Below are 23023 nucleotides of genomic sequence, written 5' to 3'. Positions count from 1 at the left end.
TAAAACCAAAAAAGGAAATAAGTATTTGAGATCAGCATTAACTGAAGCAGCTCATTCAGTAAAAGGTTCGAAGAACTATCTCGGAGCACTGTATCGACGAACAGCATCACGAAAAGGCAAAAAACGAGCCGGAATAGTGGTCGCACATGCCATGTTACGTATCTCTTATTATCTCTTAACACGGAAAGAAATGTATGTAGACTTAGGCGAAGACTACTTTGATAAACAGAGACAGCAATCCATTGTTCGGCATTCACTTCGAAGACTTGAAGGTTTAGGATACAGGGTTACTCTACAAGAACCTGAAGCATCCTAATCTATTCAACTGAATTCCATAGATCAATGAATTAGACGCTCTCCCCTTTTTAAAAAATGAATGAGCTGCGTCTTCTTTAGTATTGCCTTTTTATCGAAGGTACAGAAGTAAATTTTCATGGTAGTGGAAGAAGATTATAACTCCTTAAAATATTCACTAAGTTTTTCGGTTTCTTTCTTACGCAGACTTTTGTTTTCTTTTTCCAACTGTGCATTCTTTAACTCCAATTTTTCAATTTTTCTTTTGAGCGAAGCGATTACCGCATTTTGATTGTTTTCATCTCGTTTGATTCCCGAATCTATATACCCTTTTTCTTGTTGATTTCGCAAGAAATTAATTCGTTCTTTAAGATCTAAGTGATTATATAAGGTAGCTTTACTTATTCCAGCCTCTTCCTAAATTTAAATTTGGCGTGGTTCCTATTTTTAGAAACCATTGAAATTGAAGCTACAAAAAGCAATCTAAAGGATATGCTTATTTTTGCTTACCTATTTCCAGTTGAAGAATCCTATGATAGTCTTAGAAGATCTAAGTTTGTTATAGCATAAGGTGAGAAAAACCCAATCCTCCTACTATGGAAAATTGGGTTTCCTTGATTCTCATCGAAACATTTAATTATGACCAACGATTTGATGTGGTACATAGGGCTCTTCAAGAAACACCATTTCATCATGTGTTAGCTTAACCGATAGAGCACCTACCGCACCTTCGAGATGAGAGATTTTTGTGGCACCGATAATAGGAGATGTTACTGGTTCTTTCTGGAGCAACCATGCTAGTGCGATATGGATGCGTGGAACACCATATTTTTCTGCAAGTGATGCAACCCGTTCTACAACTAATCGGTCTGCATCAGCGGTCGAATCATATTTAGATTTTTGTATTTGGTCCGTCTCGGAACGTTGTGTTGTTTCTGACCAATCACGAGTCAATCTTCCTGATGCCAGAGGACTGTATGGAGTCACTCCGATTTTTTCTTCTTTACAAAGAGGCAACATTTCCCGTTCTTCTTCACGGTAAATGAGATTATAATGATTCTGCATTGAGACAAAACGAGTCCAACCATTTTTCTCGGCTACATGTAATGCCTTTTGGAATTGCCATGCGTACATTGCAGAAGCACCAATATACCGTGCTTTTCCAGATTTCACTATATCGTGTAGTGCTTCCATCGTTTCTTCAATCGGAGTATTATAATCCCAGCGATGAATAATATAAAGATCTACATAATCGGTTCCTAGTCTTTTAAGACTCTTATCAATTTCACTCATAATGGCTTTTCGGGAAAGTCCCGCACCATTAGGTCCTTCATGCATTCGACCATGTAGTTTTGTTGCAATTACAACTTCATCACGATTGGCAAAATCCTTTAGTGCACGTCCTAGGAATTCCTCGCTGGTTCCCATTGAATACACGTTCGCTGTATCAAAAAAATTGATGCCAAGATCAAGTGCTTTTTTGATAATAGAGCGACTTTGCTCTTCATTAAGTACCCAATGATGAATCCATTTTTCTGCTTCACCAAAACTCATACAACCAAGACAAAATCTTGATACATCCAATCCTGTATTACCTAATTTTACATATTCCATTTATTTAATCCTCGCTTTAACTTATTAGCACTTTTCAATTTAAGTTTGCTTATTGCACTTGTAATTATGTCACAAATATTAAACAAACCCTAAACCCAATCCTATCAAGTTTTTGCCTAATCCTATCAAAGCACTTTCTCACTCAGAAAATATCTAGTAAAATGAAACCATCTAATATGAAGGAAAAAAAGGAGATTGAAACATGTCTGTGAAAATTGACAAGCAGCATGAACTAGGCAAACTTATAGAGCGTTTTACAGGCCAAGATGGTGTCCATCCTACCTCTATCCCATCATTATTTCTCATTCGTGAATCCATTATCACCGAACCCATCTCTAGAGTTAACGAGCCCTCCTTTTGCATTATCGTCCAAGGAGAGAAAGAGGTATTGTTGGGAGAGGAATCTTTTAGGTATGGTTCTGGTAATTACATTGTTGCATCCGTTGATTTACCAGTGACAGGGCAAGTTATAAAAGCCTCACCTGATTCTCCCTATTTGGCACTCAAACTTGAATTTACACCGAGTGAAATTTTAGAGGTTTTAAGTGACAGGGATATTCAACCAGGAAAGAGAAAAAATGCGAAACGAGCGATGTTTATTAGCGAAGTTGAGCCATCTTTGTTGGATGCAGTAATCAGATTATCTTTTTTGCTGGACAATCCGAAACATATTCCGATACTTGCCCCATTATTTAAGAAAGAAATACTTTATTGGGTTTTACAAGGTCTGCACGGAGAAGTACTGGAGCAAATGGCGTTAGAGAATAGCAATGCCAGCCGAATTAGAAACGTAATTGAACATATCATTAATAACTATGAAAAGTCCTTTCGAATAGAGGATCTAGCGGAATTAGCGAATATGAGTGTCGCTTCGTTTTATCGGCATTTTAAAGAGGTAACTGCTATGAGCCCGATTAAGTTTCAAAAACAATTGAGATTGCAGGAAGCTAGGCGTTTGTTATTAGCTGAATCATCAGATGTAGCTGATGTCGCCTTCAAAGTAGGTTACGAAAGTCAATCTCAATTTAGTCGGGAATATTCCCGCATGTTTGGTTTTTCACCAAGAGCGGATATAAACCGATTGAAAGAGAACTACATTTAAATGAACAAGTGAATGAATAACTAAAAAAGGAAGATGCTGCTTTAATTTGATATATTTTCATCAAATTGAAGTAGAATTAAATTATGAAAACAGCCAGACATTTTCTGGCTGCTTTTTTGTATGAATATCAACAATATTATTTAACAGAGCGTAACTATAAAAAAATGGCAGGTATGATCCAAACCTGTCATTTTTTTATTGTAGGAATTTTAATATTTTTCATTTAAAAATGCAGCTAGTCGATAGTCTATTTGGATTTGAATTTCTTTTTCAATTGTTTAAACATTGGAGAGATTTCTTTCAGCAATGGTTTATATTGTTTAGTTGTTTCGACCAGCATATCAATCGTTTCCATAAGCAATACCACATCCACTTTGTTAAGAAGATTACCTATTTGTTGTTCTAGTTGATTTTGTGGAGTTGGGGCACTGTACTCCGCCTCTTCTCTCCTAGAGCCAAGAAACCAGTCATTAAACTGATGGGTCTTGCGATTGGAATGAGGTGCCTCTTTTGGTTCCGGAATTTCTGGTGAAATACTTTCGTTCTTATTTTTTCCTTCTTTACGCCTATTGGCTCCAAACATGAAACTCGAAAACCGATCCAATTCTCCATTTGGTTCCTTTTTTGATCTATTTTCATCTTCCACCAATCACACTCTTCTTCCCTTCATGCTCTTTTTAATAAAATATGATTGGTATTTTAATAAGGTGTGGACAACAACATCATAAAAATCATTTGTAGGATGGACGAACAGAGTTAAATTGTTGGTTTTCAATATAAATAAAGCTATCCGTTGTTTAAACAAACATAATCATGACTCAACTTTATAGGGTAAGTCTCACTTTTTCTACTTGTATTGAAATCTTTGATTTTTAACCGTTGGGCTGGAGTTTTTTGCGTATTGTTCAAATCCGTTATCATAAAATTGAGCAACTTTACTCGACCAGTCACTGGTATCCTTACCGTTCGTCCGTTCAGACATGTAGGAAGATATTGTTTGATCATATTGGTCAATGATCTCCATTTGAATTTTAGCATTATACTGTTCTTTCTGGTGGGTTGCCTTAAGTGGCAGCCTTGGTTTTTGTCCTGGAACCGTTCGTGGATGTCCGACGACCAGACCTGAAATAGGAAAAACATAGTCTGGCAGCTTCAAAAGATCAACAAAGGTTTGAGGATTTCTCCTTAATCCTCCGATTGGAACGATCCCAAGACCCATCGATTCAGCAGCTATCACCGCGCTTCCCAGTGCGATTCCAACATCTGTTGAACCGATGATAATCGCTTCTAAGTCCTCGACGATTTTAAAATCAGTCCCATTTTTTTCTGCGGCCAGCTTCGCCCGATAAAAATCGATGCAAAACACAAGAAAAACAGGAGCCTCCTCAATCCACTTTTGATTGCCTGCCGCTATCGCCAATGCGGCTTTCCTTTCAGACTCCCTCACTTCGATCACGCTCACTTGCTGGCCATTGATCCAATTCGGACCAGCCAAAGCTGCCTCCATAATCGTTTGGATTTGGGCTTCGCTTACATCTCTTTCAATGTCGAAATCCCTAACTGAGCGATGATTTTTTAATAATTTAATGGTTTCGTTCATATGATCACTCCTCGTGTATACGATACTACACACACAACTTCAAATTCAAACACTACAACCTAATAAAAGTGCCTGTCACCACCAGCAGGTGGTGACAGGCACCATTTTACCTAATTAGATGTTCAAAAAAGGAACAAATGGTTAGGATGCCTTTATCAAAGTTTTCCAAATTAAAGTGTTCATTTGGTGCATGAAGATTTTCATCTGGCAAACCGAATCCCATTAAGACAACAGGCGCATTTAGGGATTGGTTAAAGTCAGATACAATCGGAATCGAACCGCCTTCTCTTTTATAAACTGGTGCTTTTCCATAGACGTTTTCATAGGCTTCGGCGGCTTTTTGGATCATCGGACTGTCGATTGGCGTTAAAAATGGATTGCCCGTATCTTGTAAAGTTACTTTTACCGTGCATCCTTTTGGAGCATGTTCTTCCAAATGCTTTTTGATTAATTGCTGAATCTTTTCAGGGTTTTGATTATGGACTAAACGGCATGTGATTTTGGCATGTGCCTCGTTCGGAATCACCGTTTTGGTTCCTTCCCCCTGAAACCCTCCCCACAGGCCATTGATTTCTAATGTTGGCCGGGAACTGATTCTCTCAGGGTAAGGAAAATTGTTTTCCCCGCCCGTTAATTCCGTCAACCCTAATGATTTTTTTAGCTTTTCTTCATCGAAACCTAATGCTTTGATCTGTTGCTTTTCAAATTCCGTCAGTAGCTCGACATCATCATAAAAATGGTCCACATTAACTTTTCCGTTTGCATCATGAAGGGTAGAAAGAAGCTGAACCAAGAGATGGTTGGCGTTCTGGACTCCTCCGCCAAACATGCCCGAGTGCAAATCAGAATTAGCGGTTTTAAGGGAAAATTCCAGTGCACATAGACCTCTTAAAGAATAAGTGATAGCTGGGACGCCTCTGTCCCACATATCAGAATCAGATATAACAACCACATCACAAGCTAATTTTTCTTTATTAGCGGATAAAAATGCCGGAAGATGAGGACTTCCGATTTCTTCTTCTCCTTCGATGCAAAATTTAACGTTTACTGGTAATTTACCTTCTAATTTCAATAGTGTTTCTACTGCTTTAATATGTAAGAACGTCTGCCCTTTGTCGTCGGTTGCCCCTCTGGCAAAGATCTTTTCATCACGGATCGTTGGTTCAAACGGAGGAGTTTCCCATAAATGAACAGGGTCGACAGGCTGTACGTCATAATGCCCGTATACTAAGACTGTTGGGGCATTTTCCTGATGAAGCCAGTCCGCATAGATAATCGGATGACCTTTTGTCTGGACGATTTCCACATGTTCCATTCCAATGCTTTCTAATTTATTGGCAATCCAGGAAGCTGCTTTTTGGATGTCCTCTTTATGCTCGGATAAGGAACTAATGCTAGGAATACGGAGCAATTCTTTTAATTCTTCGACATTTTGATCATGATGATTGGATAAAAACTCTGTTAACTGTTTCATGTTCTCACCTTTTCTGTTAGATTTTCTATTCCTATTTTATACAAAAATATCGAGAAAACCTACAAACAGCTCTGAAAAAAGGAAAAGATTTATACTACATCATGAATGTGCCTTCACGACCAAAAGGTGGTTAGAAGATTTCGACCGTTTCCGAGATATAACCGTAATCTTGGTAAGATATTCTGTATTCGTTCCTTTGTATCAATTTTCACACTATTCCCTCGGAGTTCTAAGGATTTGGCAATTTCCACAAATCTTTCAAAGTTCTCAAAAAATTTTACTAACCTCCTATTTTTTACACAGCATGGTTTTTGATTGTTTTAGATTTATCCCCTATTATTATATGGTTATCCCCTATTAAAGTAATCTCGCTAAATGGGGTAGCTTCTCCGATTTGAACATTCGATTCAATCACCGTACCACTACCAACGACGGCCCGATTAATGATTGCGTTTTGACCTATTACCGTATTTGGTAAAATAACCGAGTCCTTAATAACGGCACCTTTCCCTACTGTAACTCCGTGAAAAAGAACTGAATTCTGAACGGTCCCAAACACTTTACATCCGTCACTCACTAGTGATTGGTGTATGCTGCCTTTCCCATCCAAATACAACGGTGTCTGAGATGTTTCATAGGTATAGATCTCCCACTCTTCATTCTGTAAAAGAGGATTGGTTTGATAGGAGAGCAAATCCATATTTGCTTCCCAAAGACTTTGAATCGTACCAACATCCTTCCAATATCCTTTGAACTGATAGGCATACAATTGCTGGTTATTTTCAATCATCGCAGGGATGATGTCCTTTCCAAAATCCTTAGATGAAAATGGTTTTTTTTCTTGCTTTTCTAAATATTTTTTTAACAATTTCCAATTAAAAATGTAGATTCCCATAGAAGCTAAATTTGATTTTGGTTGTTTCGGTTTTTCTTCAAATTCCACTATTCTATTGGACTCAGAATCTATATTCATAATGCCAAACCGATTTGCTTCCTTCCATGGTACATGGATAACAGAAATCGTGGCATCCGCTTTTGTTCGAATATGCTGCTCGAGCATTTTACTGTAATCCATTTTGTAAATGTGGTCACCTGAAATAATTAGTACATATTCCGGATTGTAACTTTCGATATATCCGAGGTTTTGATAAACCGCGTGGGCCGTCCCTTCATACCATCTTTCCCCCTGATCGCATTGATACGGAGGAAGAATGGTAACGCCTCCATTTTTCCTATTTAAGTCCCAGTGCTTTCCATCGCCAATATAATTTTGAAGGGTATGTGGTTGATACTGTGTTAACACACCGACTGTATCGATCCCGGAATTACGGCAATTGCTTAGTGTAAAATCAATGATTCTATATTTTCCACCAAACGGGACGGCTGGTTTAGCAATATTTTGAGTTAACTCTTTTAACCGGCTACCTCTACCCCCAGCTAAAAGCATCGCAATACATTGTTTAGATGTCATAAATTTACCTCCTGTAGAAGATGTACTTTATATCTGAAAATGATGAAACATTTATTGTTATTGCTTTTTAGCTAGAAAGCAAAACTGCCCCCTTCAGCTAAGCAAAAAAACCGCCAAAAGGCAGCTGATATTCAACTCTTGCACTGTTAGCGAAAATCCGTGTATGACTCCACGCTTTCATCATTTTGCTCTATTTGATTTATTTTCTCCCGTGTATACCTATTGGAATAAAACAACAATAAAAGCAACAAAACTAAACATCCGCTAATAATCAACAAGAAATATTCCAACCAAGTACCTAAATCTAAAAACTCCACCTAAACTCCCCTCTTTCCTATCAACTTTTCCTTTCCACTCCTATTGATTGATGAACCTTATTAACAGTTGCTAACATAACTATGCTTTGTATACCCAACTACCATTATATGAATCATATAAATTTGCAGGTAATGGGATGAAAATTTAGCGAAAGCCTTCATTATTCTGCTTGCCTTCCTCTTTTGCCCCATACACCTAAAAAAATCATAAACCAAAACGGAAGCATGAATGTGATTCCTCGGATGAATCCAATCATAAAATTGAACATAGCTGTCTCCTCCTTATTTGCTAAAAAACAGGAAGGCTTCCTGCCCGTTTTTTAATCCCATTCGAGAATGTAATAATGTAATAGATTCTTAGGCCAAGGTTCTCAAAATTGATTTTCGCAAAGCGACAATGAGGACACTGTTCTGGTAAGGATTTCTCATCACATCAATAAATATCTGAATAGCGCTTCATTCTATGTCATTTTGCTTTCTACTAAAATACCCCGTTTTGGATATCGTAATCATCTAAAGTTAAAACTTTTTTTCAAAGTAACCGTAAATCGATATACCACTCATCAATCGGATTGTTGGGAAAACGGAAATGGGTTCAATTAAAAACATCCCCACCAACACTTCCTTAACGATACATACCCCGTTCTACATTACAGTGTTAGGTTTTTATCATACACAAAAAGGGTATCTCTTAAGAGATTAATAGTCATCATAAAAGGGACTTGAGGAGGATAAACAGTCATCTGATTGGAGGTTCGGGTAATCCTCGTCTGAATGATACCCTATTTATGCTTAAGACATAGTCATTCATTTTCAATAGTATGGTAACTTTTTGGAAGGAGGAATTACTATGTGGGATGCTGCCATGTGGGGAGCGATTTCCGGTTCAGCAGTTTTCCTAGGTGCCCTTGCAGCTATATTTTTACCCGTAAAGCAAAGAATCATAGGTGACATTATGGCATTTGGTACAGGGATATTGATCGGAGCGGCTTCCTACGAATTGCTCGAGGATTCCCTCCACGATGGAGGCTTAAAAGCGACTGCCATAGGATTTACTTTGGGTGCCCTTATATTTACAATTTTAAATTATTTCGTTTCTAAAAAAGGCGCGAACCAAAGAAAAAGATCAAGTCAAACAACGAAAGGGGCAGGACTTGCTATTTTTATCGGAACAGTAATGGATGCGATTCCCGAATCCATCATGGTTGGAGCAAGTCTGTTGGAAAAGCAGTCTGTCAGTTGGTTGTTAGTTGCGGCGATTTTCCTTAGTAACATTCCTGAAGGACTCTCAAGTACCGTTGGTTTAAAAAACAGCGGTTACCAGAACAGGAAAATATTTCTGTTGTGGTTATCTGTTTTGATCATTTCTACTTTTAGTGCCTGGGGAGGTTTCTTCTTCTTATCCAACGCTCCGGACTATCTTATGGCGGGAATAGCCGCTTTTGCAGGGGGAGGAATCATTGCGATGATCACTTCAACCATGATGCCCGAAGCATACGAAGAAAGCGGGTCTGTAACTGGATTGATTGCTGCCTTGGGTCTATTGGTATCACTCATCATGGATCATTTTTCGGCTTAATCAATGATTGTAAAGAATTGTTGTTCGCCATTATTCAAGCAATAGTTAATTTTAATTTGCACGGCGTTCCATAACAACAAGTAATTTACATTCATCAACAAGGCCTAAGTAACACCAAAAGTACAAAAAAATAAGAGAACCGTAGTGTCTTAACTAACACTATGTCGGTTCTCTTAGAACTAATGGCCATCTTCCTCTAAAAATTCTTTAAGAGCAGAGAGTTTTTCCTCCCAAAAATATTCAAAAAAGCTAAGCCAATTTTGTACTTGAACTAATGACTCGGGTTGAAGCATATAATGAGTTTCACGTCCTACTTTTCGGCTTCTGACAAGACCAGAGTCAGAAAGAATATGAAGATGCTTATTCACAGCCGTACGGCTAATCGGAAAGTATTCTGTAATTTCAGCTATAGATATTTCCTTCTCAGCTAGTAATTTTAACATACTTCGACGGGTAGGGTGTGATATTGCTTGGAAAGCATCGTGCTTAGATTGGTTAACCTTATTTATTGCCGTAACTTCCTGCAAATTGCTTTGCAACTGCTTGTATTTCCTCTATTTTGTCTGGTTTTAATATGCTAATCATCTTAGGGATAAACTGTTCAATATCGTCTTTTGTGAAGGTGCCTTCTTCTTGTTTCTTAAAGTTTTCTGCAAGTATTTCTCTTGCTTCGTCCTCTTTGCCCTCTTGAACTCTTTGTAAAATAAAATTTAAAAACATTTCTTGACCTTGTTTGTCCATTCCTTTTTCCTCCTACAAAAATCATATTATGACACCTTTTAGTTTCATTAACAATTATAACACCTAAAGGTGTTATGTTAAATATAATATAATTTAGTGTTTCTGGAAGGTTCTTAATCCAAACCTGAGAATTAGTTAATATTTTCTACGTATATCTTTTAATTAGCGTTAACACTATAAAAAGAGAAAAGGGATTTATTTTGAAAATACCGAGCGTTCTATAGAGGTTCCCACAGATGAAACGATTTAAAGAAAAGGAAAAACACAAGAAAAAAATACGTCATTATATAGTTGAGGAAATCATCGAATTTATTATTGATGGAATATTGGGTCTGTTATGGAGGTTATTTGTAGGTTTTTTTCAACTTTTAGGGAGGTTGATTATGTCTATTTTTCATCATTTCTTCTAGATTAAATTAAATAATAAGGACATTCTATTAATAAAGGGTACCTTTCCCTAATAGGAAAAGGTACCCTTTTCACTTTTAATTATTATACATCTCTGTTGTTACGTAAGTTAGTATTAGTTTGATTCAAGGAAGTGACCGGAGTAGTGTATGGATCATTTGATACTATGGTCCCACTTGTATCGACTGTTTGTCCCTCTCCTACACGATTTTCTCGTCGTTCCACAACTACAAGGAATTTACCTTCTTTAACAAGGTCTTCATAACGGTCAGCCTCTTCTTTAGGAATTCCTAATCCAATTAAAACTCCTGCCAACCCACCTACGCCAGCGCCGGCAGCAGCCCCAGTCAGGGTAGCGGCTATCGGTCCAGCCGCTACAAGAGGTCCAATGCCTGGTATTGCCAGGGCACCTACGCCTGCAAGCAGTCCTAATACCCCACCAAGTGCACCGCCTGTTGCCGCTCCAGCCATAGCACTTTTTTCAGTCGTCGTTCCAGTGACATCATTAATTTCGTTTACGTCATCTTTATTTTTCCCAATTACTGAAATATCCTCGGAAGCATAGCCCTGCTTTTTTAAATCTTCAACCGCCTGAATAACCTCATGTTCAGTCTCGTAAACTCCTACCAAATGCTTTTCATGTTCGTACATTGAAATTCCTCCTTTGGGTTAAGTAGTCTTAATTAAAACTACCCTCCCTAAAGGGGAATGAAACATTGCCCTTAAATCAGACCCTCAATATGGAGTGTTACACACATTGGAACAATAAAATCAAAAATCCCACCCGTTCCTCCTCCAATTCGTTTTACAACCTCCCTTCCTTTAGCAATCCATACTGGAACCATCATCATTGCATCGGGTTTTTATAAAAACAAAAAGGGTATTTACACTACGAGATTAATAGTAAATTTAAAATAGGATGTGACCATAATGCTATCAACAAACCAGCTTAAAAGCTTAAAAAAGAGTCTCGAGGAGGAAAAACAGGCAATTAAAACCCAGATAAATGTTAACAGTAATCTGGATTCGAATATACGGGAAACAGTCGGTGAATTATCAGCTTATGACAATCATCCCGCTGACCTGGGTACAGAATTATTTGAGCGTGAACGAGACTTTGCATTAGAGGGCCACCAGGATAAAGAGCTAAAAAAAATAAATACTGCACTAGAGGCCATTGATAAGGGAACCTATGGAAAGTGCCAGGTTTGCGGGGACGAAATACCTTTCGAGCGGCTGGAAGTTCTTCCTTCCACCTTACATTGTGTAAATCACTCTCCAGTAACATCTGTAGGAGAATATAGTCCAGTTGAGGAACACATCTTAGAGCGATCCGAGGTTAATTCCTTCAGGCATGAACCGGAACATGGCGTTGTCGATACGCAAGATAGTTTTAGGGAGGTCGCCAGGTTTGGAACCTCGGAAACTCCTGCCGACCTCGTTGGCGATTATACTAGCTATAATGAGCTGTATAACCGAGGAAGAAACGAAGATTCCCTTCCGGAGGATTACGAAACTTATTCTGCTACAGACATCACTGGTGAGCAAAAGACCGTACTGCCTTCCAGAAAGTTGGAAGAGTACGAAGAACTGCTAGATAGGAAAGGAATTGAATCTAAAATTGGCGATATTCCATATAAAAGGAAAGATAGTTATATAGATTGATAACAAGATGATAAGAAAACAGAGACTCGATAAAGTCTCTGTTTTTTCAAGCACTTAATCAATAAAAACGCTGCCCTTTTTTCTCGTCAAATGTAATCGCAGACTATTCCACTCCTCTGCTAAACGGTTTCCTTTAAAAAAAATGATTAATGTAAAGTGTCTATGGGTAATTAAGTATAGAAATTCAGTTAACAAAGGAGGAATTTTATGTTTCGTCACCAAAAGCAATTACAGTTCGAGGTAAAAGTAGACCGACCAGATCCTATGCTCGCCCGGCAAGTTCAAGAAGTACTTGGTGGTCAATTTGGAGAAATGACTGTTATGATGCAGTACTTATTTCAAGGTTTTAATTGTCGTGGTGAAGAAAAGTATAAAGACATGTTAATGGATATAGGTACAGAGGAAATAGGACATGTGGAGATGCTATGCTCACTAATCAGTCAATTGCTTGATGGTGCTTCTCCGGAAGATCAGGCTGAAGCGGCAAAAGACCCTGCAATGGCTGCGATAATGGGCGGGGTCAATCCTCAGCATTTACTCGTTAGCGGTCTTGGCGGGTTGCCTACTAATGCAAATGGAGTACCTTGGAACGGCGCGTACATTGTAGCGAGCGGAAATTTATTAGCAGATATGCGTTCTAATTTACATGCAGAGAGCCAGGGTAGACTTCAAGTAGCTCGTCTATACCATATGACGACAGATGAAGGTGTACGTGCGACATTTCGAAAAATGCTTGCTCGTGACCGATACCATCAATATCAATGGATGGCCGCAATTGCAGAGCTTGAAGAGAAAAACGGTGTTGTAGTCCCTGCTTCTTTCCCCGCTGAAGCTGAAAAGGAAGCCCAACCTCAGGCCTATGAATTTTGGAATCTATCGGAAGGCCTTGAATCTTCTGAAGGTCTTTGGGCTACAGGAAGTGCACCAGATGGTTCTGGAGATTTTGTATATATTGAAGAGCCAATCGCAAAAGGACAAGTACCTAATCCAAGTATTCCGTCTAAAAAATTACATCATGACTTAGATCTCACTAAATCACTTAATAAATAAAAACAAACAAAACAAGATGACCTCTTTTGAGATCATCTTGTTTTGTTAATGAAAATACAAAAAGAGCATTGAATGGACGCTCTTTTTGCTGATTTTATCTCTACTGCCTATATGATTCCTGCCCAACATTTATTCAATGTTTCCTCATCTTTCGGTAATGGACGCTTACCTATTACAAATACGTAATAAACCTCTATTTTTTTGGTCAAAATTCTCGGTACCCGAGTATGGCTTGTTCGTTTACTAAATCTTCATTTAATATCCCCATATCGCGAATATGGTGACGGGATTTTTCATCACCCAAATAATATAGTAAACTATAGATCAATATCATTCGTAGATCATATTCTTTGTTTTGGGGTTGATGATGATATTCAAGATAGGGAATGTGGGCTCGGACATAACTTTCCCAATCCGTTTCATCGGTTTTATCAAACAACCGTTCCAAAACAGCAGCTTGACTTGCCGTTGCTTCAATTTTAAAATCCCATTCTGCTCCATATGGTTCACTAAAAATCTCGTGAGATTGAATGTTAATATAATAACTGTGTTTTGAATCTTCCATGAAATCATCTCCTCTCCTTTTGGTATGTTTTCCACAAATGACATCGTTCAAAACAGGTAGAAGTAATCTTTTCTTTCTAGGCTGCCTCCGGGCTCCCCCCTTCTTTTACTCTTCTTTTCGCTATTTAATTATGCTATTCAAATGCCCAAAACCCACTTGGTTTGCCGAACATAGCATCACCGTTTCAAAGAACGCTCTTGAATCTGATTGCCGCAAGACTACCTTCAGCTTCAAATATTCCTCTATTTTGTAAAACGGAATTTCCAACAATCATGATTCAAATGTACAATAAGAAATACTGCCTATATTTAATAAACACTTAAGTTAATTTTAATTGGGTTTTAATAAACAACTCTCCGTTTTCTACTATAGTAGAACCGAGCGTCATCTCAAAGGAATAAGGGATGGAATTGCATAGGAACAATAGTACTAAAAATAGGAGATGAATTCTTTGAAAAAAAACGTAACAGTTTCTGAACAAACTGGAATGGTACAACCTTCAAAACTGCAATTGTTTAGCAAGGTACCAGAAGTTACTATATTCTTCTGGATCATCAAGGTTTTATGTACAACTGTTGGGGAAACGTTTGCAGATTTCCTGAATTTCAATCTTGGATTTGGGTTAACTAAAACGACCGTCATTATGGGAGTTGCATTTTTGATTGTATTGTTTTTCCAATTCAAAGCTTCTAAATATGTTCCAGGCATTTATTGGGTGACCGTTGTTCTCATTAGCGTATTTGGTACATTGGTAACCGATAACTTGACAGATGGCATAGGAGTTCCATTGGAACTTAGCACAGCAGTTTTCTCTGTTCTGTTAGGATTAACTTTTCTATTTTGGTATCTGAGTGAAAAAACACTTTCGATACACTCGATTTTTACTATCAAAAGAGAAGTTTTCTATTGGCTCACTATTCTATTCACCTTTGCACTTGGAACCGCAGTCGGTGATTTATACTCCGAACAACTTGGTTTTGGCTATCTTAAAACAGGAATAACCGTGATTATTATTATTGCTTGTATATTCTTGGCATGGAAAGTGAAATTGGATGGAGTATTAGCGTTTTGGATTGCTTATATTTTGACTCGTCCACTCGGAGCATCATTAGGGGATTACTTATCTCAATCAAAAGTGAATGGCGGATTGGGTTTGGGGACAACTATTACGAGCGTCATTTTCCTTGTCGCTATTTTAGCGATTATTGTTTTCCTTGCTGTTTCAAAAATTGATCGAAAGTCCAAAAGTGAAAGAACAAAGACAAACCAAGCAAATGGAAATAAGCAGTATATTTTGACACAAACTATTCTGGTACTTTGTATTTTCTTAGTTGCCGGTGTAGCCGGTTATATTTGGCGGAGTCAAACAATCGCATCGCAAACCAATTCTTCACAAGCGACATTAAGTGGACAATTAACAGATTTTATTAAAATTGAAAATAACTTGCAAGTCAATGAAAATTCCCATAACTTCACTTCTGCGAAAAAAGGCGCAGATGATTTGGAACATCAATGGGATACATCTGAAGCGAAACTCAGGAAAATCGATGACACAACTTGGACAAAAATCGATGGAACAATTGACATTGTTTTATCAGCAGTTCGATCATCGAACCCCGATGCCAGCAGGTGCAAATCTGCGCTTAATAATTCACTTAGTGTCCTAAACGAAGCAAATAAATAAAATCTTAGGAATCGCAAATCTTAGTTTCCTTTTTGCCCTGAATATAATTCATAGGTAATTAGGAGAATGGGTGATTATGTGATACAATTTGTTTACCATTTGATTTACTTGTTTACATGTGCCCTACTCATTCGTGAGTGGGGCTCCTTGTTTTTAAAAAGGCTATTTTAGCATAAATTATTGTTTTTCGTATAAGTCCAGGCTTCGTGACATCTTTTCTGAAGAACATGTGCGAAAATTACCTAGAAACTTAGTAAATACCCCAATTTAGGTGTTAAAGCAACATAGTTTACGAAAAGAGCCTTTAAAAAAGAAGAAATAAAAAAACAGACTCTATAAAAGAGCCTGCTTTAGTTTGTTCCTATTATTAAGCTTTACGCACGTTAGCTGCTTGAGCTCCACGTTGACCTTGCTCAACGTCAAAAGTAACTGTTTGACCTTCGTCTAAAGATTTAAAACCTTCGCCTTGGATAGCTGAGAAATGAACGAAAACGTCTTCTCCACCTTCACGCTCGATAAATCCGAAACCTTTTTCTGCGTTAAACCATTTTACTTTACCTTGTTCCATTTTGTTTCCTCCTGCTGTGTGCTTTGCACACAATGTGTTACTATCCTTGCACTCAGTGATCATCAAGACGAAAAGTTAATCTTATACTATCCTTTACACCGAACAAAAATAATTCTTCTAAAGAATAACATATTTCAAAAGAATTTGCAAGAAGTTTAACATAAATCATTTTTGTGTTTCTTTACTTATAATTTAATATCAGAAAAATAGAAGTGTAAGATATGTTATTGTTCATTATGGCATTGTGTTCTTTTGCTTTATTAACAACAGAATTAGAGCAAAGTATGTATTTAATATTTATTTTAATATAAGTTACATACTTGTCCGTTTCAGATTTAATCAAAGTTTCATAAACTATTTTATCTTTTAGAAAGGAGTGAGTAGTTTAGAATGGGTTACTTTAATCAATCTTATGGACATTATGAACCTTGTCAGTCCTTTAAATCTTACGAATTTTGTAAACCTTTAAATCTTGTGATCCTTGTGAAGACCGTGAATGCCGTGAAAGCTGTGAATGCTGTGAATGCTGTGAATGTGGTGTAAGCTGTGAACCTTGTCAACCTAAACCTCCTAAACCTCGTAAACCTCCTAAACCTCCTAAACCTCCTTGTTCCAAGAAAAAATAATAAAGATTTTTTATAAATGGTTTCTTATTAATTACATCCGTTTATGCAAAAGAGGAATAGTCTAATACGCATCTTTGTTAAATTTACCTTATCAAAATCGGTAAAAATGCTAAAAGTGGTGGGGATTCAATTGTGAAACCCACTGCTTTTTTACATCCATCCAAAAGTCTGTTAATTCTTCAGTTTTATGTTTTCCCATTTTAACAATTTTATCAAATCTATCAATTCTGGAATTATCCAATGTAATCATTCATCCTTTGCCTTCGAAGTTCGCATATGAGGGTTGAATAATAATTCCTAATTATTATTTCCAGTTTTTTAGTAATGAATTCTTTACATATTTTTTTATCCCCTTTTCAGAGTAATTCTTGTGGCTAATTCTTCCTCTTTTAAATATCCCCAATCCAAGGATTTTTTCAAATTTAATTTAGATTAACATGTTACAATTAATCTATCAATTTCTTATTTAACTATCCCATATAGTGCAATTAAAAAAGCCGCCAAAATGACAGCATTTTCAACTCTTACATCCTATTTGTTCAAACAATAAATCAATTATTTTTGTGCAATGCTTTATGGGCAATTTGTTCATTTTCTTTTTCTACCCACACATCATATTGCGTAGAATCTTTAAAATGATATTTGACAACTGAATTTAAAGGGGTTTTAGTTTTGTATTTTATTCCTTCACTTTTTAATTTCGCAATTACCGTAAAATAATTTTCATATCCAAATACAGTACATATTAGTTTCCATTTCCTATTTGAAGTTAGTTGAATAACTACAATTAACACTACTACTAAAACCAGAAATCCAATTACTATATACACCTTTTTAGCTCCTTTTCGTATCTAATCCTTTAATAAGACAAACGACCAGAAATCAGTATTTATTACAATATATTCTTTTCATTAGTACTAATACCTTCTTGAACAAGACTGCCGCGTTAGCTCAACAAAAAAAAGACCGCATAACAGCGATCTTCATCTCCAACTATTGCACCCGTTCGTGGAAGAATCCCATTATCTCTAATTCCAATAATATTGAAACTTTGTATTAGGTTTCAATTCTAATACCTTGTTTTTCGTATATTTTAATAGCAAATTCGGGGGCATATTTTGGAGAACTCCATTTAATTTTTTCTATGAAATCTTGATGACTCTCACTGTAGTTAATCCAATCAATAGTATCTATCGCAAATACTTGAAAATCTGTTTGAAAAGGAGTTTGACGTTTACAGTTTGGATTTGGGCAACCTTGTATCGAAACAGGTTCTATTTTCTCCGTATCAGGATCTACTGTGTCCACATCAAGCCAATGAAAAAGTCCACAACCACAACAAAAATATTCTCTTTTCATTAAATCCTCCTTATGGATAAAAGGATCATTAAATAAAAATCCTAGTGATTTTTTTTATAATAAAATACTCAATCATCTCTTAAATTGCTTTTCCTATCCTTTGATAATTTGTTCCTCCAATTCTTATCCGTTTAATTAATTGAATCTGTGATGCTGTTTTAGCTTTATTAGTTATTCGGAAGAGTGAATTAAAAACGTTCCTGGGTACATCCTCCTTATTATTTGATCCACTTTCATTAAAAGATATGAAGACCAGTTAGAGAAATGTCAGGTAATTATTACCATACAATGGTGTTAAAAGTTGGTTTTCTGTGAGGATGATAAAATGGTCAATAAGATTGAAAGGCAATTCTCAATAGTCCAATTGAAGGATATCTATTTATACTAAAATGCCCTTTTAATTGAACAATTTGGTAATCCATAAGTTTGAAAAATCGTTTATGACCTCAATTTCCGGTTCAAAATCAAGTTCTTCTCCGTCTATTTTGGTACTACGTCAAGAAAACGGACAAAATAAATTGAGACTTTTTTATTTAAAACCCCTATCGCGCTTCGCTTGCTGACCTGTTAGACTAGTGAGCCTTTTCCAAAGGCTCACTAGTCTAACAGGAAAATGGTCAAAATTAAGCCTTTTGTATCTTAGATAAATACTGCTTTTCAAATGTATTTGGTGAAACATATCCTAAAGTAGAATGAATCCGTTTTGAATTATAAAATCCCCCAAATAATCAAAAATGCTCATTGTGGCTTCATCACGGGTTTTATATTTTTTTTGATAAATCAATTCCTTCTTTATTGAACTATGAAACGATTCTATACAAGCATTCATTATCATAACAGTTACCCTTACGACTCATACTAATTGTTATTTCTGCTCCCTTAAGCTTATTGGTATAATCAATTGATGCATATTGACTTCCTCGATCAGAATGATGAATAAGTCCCTCTCTAGGCGGCTGATTAATCATAGCTCTTTCTAACGCTATAATAGCCAATTCTTTTGTCAAACGACTCCCCATATTAAACCCAATAATCTTTCGTGAATACAAGTCCATTACTGACGCCAGATATAGCCAACCTTCCTTTGTCCAAACATAAGTAATGTCAGCCACCCAAACTTCACCTGGCGCTGTAGTGGTAAAATCTTGATTTATTATATTTGGATATATTGGGTCATCATGGTCTGAATTTGTAGTTGCTTTATACTTTTTTACAGTCTTTGAACGTATTAATTCATCTGACATAATTCGTTGAACAGTTCTTTCAGAAGTCTTTATTCCTTCATTTTCCAACTGCTTATGAATTTTAGGGCTTCCATAAATCTGATTTGACTCTGCATGAACACGTTTTACTTCTTTCGTGAGCTCTTGTCGACGCTTTGCCTGTTTACTCAAAGGGCGATTTCGCCAGCCATAATAACCACTTTTGGATACACCTAATACTTTGCACATCTTCACCACACGAAACGTTTTATCGTGTTCCGAAATAAATCTATAAATCACTTCGGGCTTTTGGTGAAGATGTGCATCGCCTTTTTTAGAATTGCATTCTCCTCTTCAAGATCCTCAATTTTCTTTTCTAACTCTTTTTGTGTCTTCATATCTGGATGTATATTTCCACTACCAATAAAACCATTTTCCTTCTGATCCCTATAAACCCTAACCCATCTCCCCAAGGTTTTAGACGAAATATTTAACTCGTCTGCTAACTGAGTAGCCGTTCTGCCTTCCTCCACAACCAATCGAGCAGCTTGAGTTTTAAACTCCTTATCAAAATGAGATCCCATTATCGACACGTCCTTTATAAATTGGTTAATTTTACTATTATGCCCAATTTATCGTGTCCGTAATTTAGTCTAACATCAATTTTTCTTTTTAATAAGATTTCAATGTGTTTCTTTAGTTCCCCATCAGGTAATATGTCCTCTCATATATTTAGGGAACTCTAACGGTGGAAACTCCCCCTGTAAGTATTCACGAAAATTATTACTTGCCATATTTAAATATGATGTAAACAGGAGTTCGGAGAAAAAATAATTTTACTAAGCTCTTTCATCTGGTAGATAGTAGAAAAAGATTGGTAATAAACTATACCTGATTTTAGCCATTCCATTAATGGCGGATTAGATTTTCTAAATAGCCTCAATGCTTTTGTAAGTTCCCATCCTGTTATATCTAACAAGTCATTTAAAGGTAATTCAATTACATCTCTTTTCTTCCCTATTCCCATTTTGGTCTATTGTTAGATAATCATTCTGTTTATGTACATAGATAAAGCGAACATCATACTCACTGTCTTTTGAAGAGAATTCCCAAGCCCTGCTTCCCGACTCAACAGCAAAAGGCTCTGTTAGTGAAACAAGAAAAGCCGCCAAGAATGGCAGCTGGTTCTAAAGTCTTGTAACCTTTAGTGCATCAGAAAAATATTCTAAGTAACTAATAATATAATCAAATTGCTTAATTTACTTGTTAACCTATTTATTAAGGGGATTATCATTTTGATATCTTAGCCATTTATCGATTTCTGACTTTAAAAAACGTTCTTGGTTACCAATCTTCATATAAGGAAGAAACATATACGTTTCATAAGAGTCACCAATTGCAACTTTTCGTTTAATATCTTCTCTCATAATGCTATCAATTGTTCCTTCGTTAACTTGGAGATATTCAGCAAGTTGTTTTTTTGTCATAATATTTGTACTATTAACTGTAGAAATCGACGTTGAAGAATTTTTGATGGTAGAATTATTTTGGTTTGTAAAAAATGTCCCCTTTAAGATTGAGGCGCCAATGATTATTGATATTCCAATAATCAAGGCACTAATCGGATAGACAATAAATTTCATTGAACATTTCCCCTAAATAAATGATAGGTATCTCTTATTCTATATTATTCGATAAATTAAATATAATCCCTTGACTAACCTGCCCCATTTAACAAAAAGAAAAAGCCGCCAATGGTGCTGGTTCTTCAACTCTTACACCCGTTCCTTTAAGAATATTTATACACAAACTAAAATGCCCCACTTCCTTCATATGAAAGATGCGTGTTCACTAAATATTAGACATACACAGTTCAACTTAATCGGGTGGGTTTAGTTCCAATTACTAATGTAGCCTCAAGTTCATCATAGTGGGTCAACTGAGAGATTAGCCCGTGTTGAGTAAAGATTTCAAAGGTTTGATGTGCCTGCATTTCGCTCGTTTCTACCAGCAGGTACCCTCCAGCAGCTAACCAGAGGGATGCTTCTTCGGCCACTTTCCGCTGAATGTCAAGTCCGTCATTTCCTCCGTCAAGCGCCACCTTCGGTTCATGTAGACGCGATTCTCGGGGGAGCAGCTCGATTGCCTCGGTCGGTACATAAGGCGCGTTTGCTACTAGGATATCGACTTTTCCACGCAGTTTGGCAGGTAGTGACTCATAGAGGTCCCCTTCATATACGTGACCACCCAGGGATGTAACATTGCGGATAGCACAGCGCACGGCGTTTGGGTCGATGTCTACTGCATACAACTCCATACGCCCAAGAGCTTTTGCTATCGCCACACCCACCGCTCCAGTACCACAGCAAAGATCAACTACTACTGCTCCAGGAGCAGAAAGGGCAATTGCCTTTTGAACGAGAAACTCAGTACGGCGGCGGGGTACAAAGACTCCTGGTTCTACTGATATTCTGATACCGCAGAATTCCGCCCAACCGAGGACATATTCAAGAGGGGCACCTTTCATTCGAAGATTGACCATAGAGAAGAGGGCTTCCAATGTCCGTGCCTCAGAAATAAGAAGCCGTGCCTCTTCTTCTGCAAACACACAACCTTCGGTCCGAAGTATCTCGATTATATTTTTTTGAATTTGGTCATCAATCTTAAATTTCATGTGCTTACCTATAAATACCACCAATCCTTGTAAAGGTTATTATAGGTAGTTCGTTAAAAATCGGAAAAGTCCTTCTTCCATTAATGCCCAGTTAGTTTAGCTTCAAAATTTACAAAGATATGATCCAATTTAAATCAATAATTATGTAGAATGAGTGACCAATTTATATCAATATCCAAAAAAATACCTTTGATTTATAAAATCAAAGGTCAATGTTGAACTTAGTGGTCTAGGCTAAGTCCATTTTAGGAGGTCTAAACTCCGAAGAATCTAAACTATTATTATATTAACATAGAATGAATTTTTATTCAACACATTAAATAATTATACTTCTGCTATAGCTTTTGAATTCCAGCACACGTTTGTATTATTTGGTTAGCCAGATTTTTCTAGTTGATCTTATTTATTTACTCAATAAAGTTAACAAAAGATAGACTGCTGCCCCCCACATTACTAGGGCCGATATTTTAGTTAATATCAACAAATAGTTTCCAGATTTATCAACCTTTCTACTTATTCTCCCAATCAGTGAAAGTCCAAAAAACCAAATCCATGAAACTAAAATACAAGCAAAAGCAAAGATAACTTTATCTTCCCCCTGGTACCTTAATGAACTTGTACCAATTACACCTACAGTATCCATGATGGCATGTGGGTTCAGTAAGGAAACAGATGCTGCAAACAATACTTGTTTCTTTAAAGAAATTTTATTCCCGCGTACTTCTCTTTCATTACTTGGCTTACTATTCCATGTGCTCCATCCCATATAGATCAAAAAAATACAACCTGCTCCAATTAAAATCATTTTTATCCAAAATGAACCTAAAATAAGAAATGAAACACCCAAAACAGATATCAGGATTAATAGGGTATCACACAAAGAAGCTGTTATGATGACTGGTAATGCATAAACAAAACGCGGCTGTAGTGCCCCCTGATTAAAAACAAAAACATTTTGGACACCAAGAGGAAGAATCAGTCCTAGTGCAAGAATAAATCCATGAAAAAATGGTTCTAACATCCTAATTTC

The 23023-nt window shown here is 36.8% G+C and carries 21 protein-coding genes and 4 pseudogenes; 7 read left to right on the top strand and 18 right to left on the bottom strand.

The window, feature by feature from the left end; genetic code table 11:
* Positions 1-316: pseudogene (locus tag M3226_RS15560) on the top strand (IS110 family transposase); the annotation flags it as partial.
* Positions 317-450: 134 nt separating this feature from the next.
* On the opposite strand, the gene M3226_RS15555 reads toward M3226_RS15560, so the two are convergent.
* Positions 451-699, bottom strand: coding sequence for a hypothetical protein (locus M3226_RS15555; RefSeq protein ID WP_374110612.1), 249 nt, complete (start codon positions 697-699; stop codon positions 451-453).
* A gap of 18 nt (positions 700-717) precedes the next feature.
* Here M3226_RS15555 and M3226_RS15550 point away from each other — a divergent pair.
* A pseudogene (locus M3226_RS15550) lies at positions 718-864 on the top strand (IS1595 family transposase); the annotation flags it as partial.
* 63 nt (positions 865-927) lie between these two features.
* Here the strand turns inward: M3226_RS15550 and M3226_RS15545 are convergent.
* On the bottom strand, positions 928-1908 hold the full coding sequence (locus M3226_RS15545; protein ID WP_251566619.1) for an aldo/keto reductase: 981 nt from the start codon (positions 1906-1908) through the stop codon (positions 928-930).
* A 202-nt stretch (positions 1909-2110) separates the two neighbouring features.
* On the opposite strand from M3226_RS15545, the gene M3226_RS15540 reads away from it, so the two are divergent.
* The gene (locus M3226_RS15540; RefSeq protein ID WP_251566618.1) at positions 2111-3010 is read left to right on the top strand and encodes an AraC family transcriptional regulator; all 900 of its coding nucleotides are present in this window, start codon (positions 2111-2113) and stop codon (positions 3008-3010) included.
* Positions 3011-3257: 247 nt separating this feature from the next.
* Here the strand turns inward: M3226_RS15540 and M3226_RS15535 are convergent, their stop codons facing one another.
* The 4 genes from M3226_RS15535 to M3226_RS15520 form a co-directional block, all read right to left on the bottom strand.
* Positions 3258-3656: a hypothetical protein gene (locus tag M3226_RS15535; RefSeq protein WP_251566617.1), complete on the bottom strand. Its 399-nt coding sequence runs from the start codon at positions 3654-3656 to the stop codon at positions 3258-3260.
* 201 nt (positions 3657-3857) lie between these two features.
* Positions 3858-4610, bottom strand: coding sequence for an NADPH-dependent oxidoreductase (locus tag M3226_RS15530; protein ID WP_251566616.1), 753 nt, complete (start codon positions 4608-4610; stop codon positions 3858-3860).
* A 106-nt stretch (positions 4611-4716) separates the two neighbouring features.
* On the bottom strand, positions 4717-6084 hold the full coding sequence (locus M3226_RS15525; protein ID WP_251566615.1) for a dipeptidase: 1368 nt from the start codon (positions 6082-6084) through the stop codon (positions 4717-4719).
* 295 nt (positions 6085-6379) lie between these two features.
* Positions 6380-7555, bottom strand: a complete 1176-nt coding sequence (locus tag M3226_RS15520; RefSeq protein ID WP_285857862.1) for a glucose-1-phosphate adenylyltransferase — start codon at positions 7553-7555, stop codon at positions 6380-6382.
* Positions 7556-8722: 1167 nt separating this feature from the next.
* On the opposite strand from M3226_RS15520, the gene M3226_RS15515 reads away from it, so the two are divergent.
* Positions 8723-9451 carry a ZIP family metal transporter gene (locus M3226_RS15515; RefSeq protein WP_251566614.1) on the top strand — a complete coding sequence of 243 codons (729 nt, stop codon included), beginning with the start codon at positions 8723-8725 and terminating at the stop codon, positions 9449-9451.
* A 179-nt stretch (positions 9452-9630) separates the two neighbouring features.
* On the opposite strand, the gene M3226_RS15510 is transcribed toward M3226_RS15515, so the two are convergent.
* From M3226_RS15510 to M3226_RS15500, 3 genes are all read right to left on the bottom strand, one after another.
* Positions 9631-9990 carry an ArsR/SmtB family transcription factor gene (locus tag M3226_RS15510; RefSeq protein ID WP_285857861.1) on the bottom strand — a complete coding sequence of 120 codons (360 nt, stop codon included), beginning with the start codon at positions 9988-9990 and terminating at the stop codon, positions 9631-9633.
* Positions 9953-10192 (bottom strand): hypothetical protein, encoded by a 240-nt coding sequence (locus M3226_RS15505; protein ID WP_251566613.1) that lies wholly within the window; start codon positions 10190-10192, stop codon positions 9953-9955. Before M3226_RS15505 ends, M3226_RS15510 begins: the two co-directional genes overlap by 38 nt.
* A gap of 492 nt (positions 10193-10684) precedes the next feature.
* Positions 10685-11251, bottom strand: a complete 567-nt coding sequence (locus M3226_RS15500; RefSeq protein ID WP_251566612.1) for a general stress protein — start codon at positions 11249-11251, stop codon at positions 10685-10687.
* 279 nt (positions 11252-11530) lie between these two features.
* Between M3226_RS15500 and M3226_RS15495 the strand changes: the two genes are divergently transcribed.
* Positions 11531-12265 carry a TraR/DksA C4-type zinc finger protein gene (locus M3226_RS15495; protein ID WP_251566611.1) on the top strand — a complete coding sequence of 245 codons (735 nt, stop codon included), beginning with the start codon at positions 11531-11533 and terminating at the stop codon, positions 12263-12265.
* A gap of 207 nt (positions 12266-12472) precedes the next feature.
* Complete coding sequence (locus M3226_RS15490; RefSeq protein ID WP_251566610.1) at positions 12473-13315, top strand: manganese catalase family protein; 843 nt, start codon at positions 12473-12475, stop codon at positions 13313-13315.
* A gap of 205 nt (positions 13316-13520) precedes the next feature.
* Here the strand turns inward: M3226_RS15490 and M3226_RS15485 are convergent, their stop codons facing one another.
* Entirely contained in the window at positions 13521-13880 is a 360-nt protein-coding gene (locus M3226_RS15485; protein ID WP_251566609.1) for a hydrolase, read from the bottom strand.
* Between the two features lie 451 nt (positions 13881-14331).
* On the opposite strand from M3226_RS15485, the gene M3226_RS15480 reads away from it, so the two are divergent.
* The gene (locus tag M3226_RS15480; protein WP_251566608.1) at positions 14332-15564 is read left to right on the top strand and encodes a COG4705 family protein; all 1233 of its coding nucleotides are present in this window, start codon (positions 14332-14334) and stop codon (positions 15562-15564) included.
* Between the two features lie 367 nt (positions 15565-15931).
* On the opposite strand, the gene M3226_RS15475 is transcribed toward M3226_RS15480, so the two are convergent.
* The 8 genes and pseudogenes from M3226_RS15475 to M3226_RS15435 all read right to left on the bottom strand — a co-directional run bounded on the left by M3226_RS15475 (position 15932) and on the right by M3226_RS15435 (position 23014).
* Complete coding sequence (locus M3226_RS15475; RefSeq protein ID WP_042463323.1) at positions 15932-16132, bottom strand: cold-shock protein; 201 nt, start codon at positions 16130-16132, stop codon at positions 15932-15934.
* Positions 16133-17309: 1177 nt separating this feature from the next.
* Positions 17310-17588 (bottom strand): hypothetical protein, encoded by a 279-nt coding sequence (locus M3226_RS15470; RefSeq protein ID WP_251566607.1) that lies wholly within the window; start codon positions 17586-17588, stop codon positions 17310-17312.
* 226 nt (positions 17589-17814) lie between these two features.
* Positions 17815-18117 (bottom strand): hypothetical protein, encoded by a 303-nt coding sequence (locus tag M3226_RS15465; RefSeq protein WP_251566606.1) that lies wholly within the window; start codon positions 18115-18117, stop codon positions 17815-17817.
* A gap of 623 nt (positions 18118-18740) precedes the next feature.
* A pseudogene (locus tag M3226_RS32975) lies at positions 18741-19903 on the bottom strand (IS3 family transposase).
* Between the two features lie 77 nt (positions 19904-19980).
* Positions 19981-20458, bottom strand: a pseudogene (locus M3226_RS15450) (DNA polymerase beta superfamily protein); the annotation flags it as partial.
* 132 nt (positions 20459-20590) lie between these two features.
* Positions 20591-20962, bottom strand: coding sequence for a helix-turn-helix domain-containing protein (locus tag M3226_RS15445; RefSeq protein WP_251566604.1), 372 nt, complete (start codon positions 20960-20962; stop codon positions 20591-20593).
* A 230-nt stretch (positions 20963-21192) separates the two neighbouring features.
* Positions 21193-21981: a putative protein N(5)-glutamine methyltransferase gene (locus tag M3226_RS15440; RefSeq protein WP_251566628.1), complete on the bottom strand. Its 789-nt coding sequence runs from the start codon at positions 21979-21981 to the stop codon at positions 21193-21195.
* Positions 21982-22396: 415 nt separating this feature from the next.
* A complete protein-coding gene (locus tag M3226_RS15435) occupies positions 22397-23014 on the bottom strand; it encodes a LysE/ArgO family amino acid transporter (protein WP_251566603.1) in 618 nt (205 codons plus the stop codon).
* Positions 23015-23023 lie beyond the last annotated feature (9 nt).

The organism is Neobacillus cucumis, assembly GCF_023715505.1.
Note: the sequence above shows the minus strand (reverse complement) of the source record. Positions and strands in the feature narration are given on the sequence as shown.

Coding starts and splice junctions, on each gene's coding strand:
- M3226_RS15465 (WP_251566606.1), bottom strand. CDS start 18,117: ATGAAAAGAGAATATTTTTGTTGTGGTTGTGGACTTTTTCATTGGCTT.
- M3226_RS15445 (WP_251566604.1), bottom strand. CDS start 20,962: ATGAAATTTATTGTCTATCCGATTAGTGCCTTGATTATTGGAATATCA.
- M3226_RS15540 (WP_251566618.1), top strand. CDS start 2,111: ATGTCTGTGAAAATTGACAAGCAGCATGAACTAGGCAAACTTATAGAG.
- M3226_RS15490 (WP_251566610.1), top strand. CDS start 12,473: ATGTTTCGTCACCAAAAGCAATTACAGTTCGAGGTAAAAGTAGACCGA.
- M3226_RS15520 (WP_285857862.1), bottom strand. CDS start 7,555: ATGACATCTAAACAATGTATTGCGATGCTTTTAGCTGGGGGTAGAGGT.
- M3226_RS15500 (WP_251566612.1), bottom strand. CDS start 11,251: ATGTACGAACATGAAAAGCATTTGGTAGGAGTTTACGAGACTGAACAT.
- M3226_RS15495 (WP_251566611.1), top strand. CDS start 11,531: ATGCTATCAACAAACCAGCTTAAAAGCTTAAAAAAGAGTCTCGAGGAG.
- M3226_RS15530 (WP_251566616.1), bottom strand. CDS start 4,610: ATGAACGAAACCATTAAATTATTAAAAAATCATCGCTCAGTTAGGGAT.
- M3226_RS15485 (WP_251566609.1), bottom strand. CDS start 13,880: ATGGAAGATTCAAAACACAGTTATTATATTAACATTCAATCTCACGAG.
- M3226_RS15435 (WP_251566603.1), bottom strand. CDS start 23,014: ATGTTAGAACCATTTTTTCATGGATTTATTCTTGCACTAGGACTGATT.
- M3226_RS15525 (WP_251566615.1), bottom strand. CDS start 6,084: ATGAAACAGTTAACAGAGTTTTTATCCAATCATCATGATCAAAATGTC.
- M3226_RS15515 (WP_251566614.1), top strand. CDS start 8,723: ATGTGGGATGCTGCCATGTGGGGAGCGATTTCCGGTTCAGCAGTTTTC.
- M3226_RS15475 (WP_042463323.1), bottom strand. CDS start 16,132: ATGGAACAAGGTAAAGTAAAATGGTTTAACGCAGAAAAAGGTTTCGGA.
- M3226_RS15505 (WP_251566613.1), bottom strand. CDS start 10,192: ATGGACAAACAAGGTCAAGAAATGTTTTTAAATTTTATTTTACAAAGA.
- M3226_RS15545 (WP_251566619.1), bottom strand. CDS start 1,908: ATGGAATATGTAAAATTAGGTAATACAGGATTGGATGTATCAAGATTT.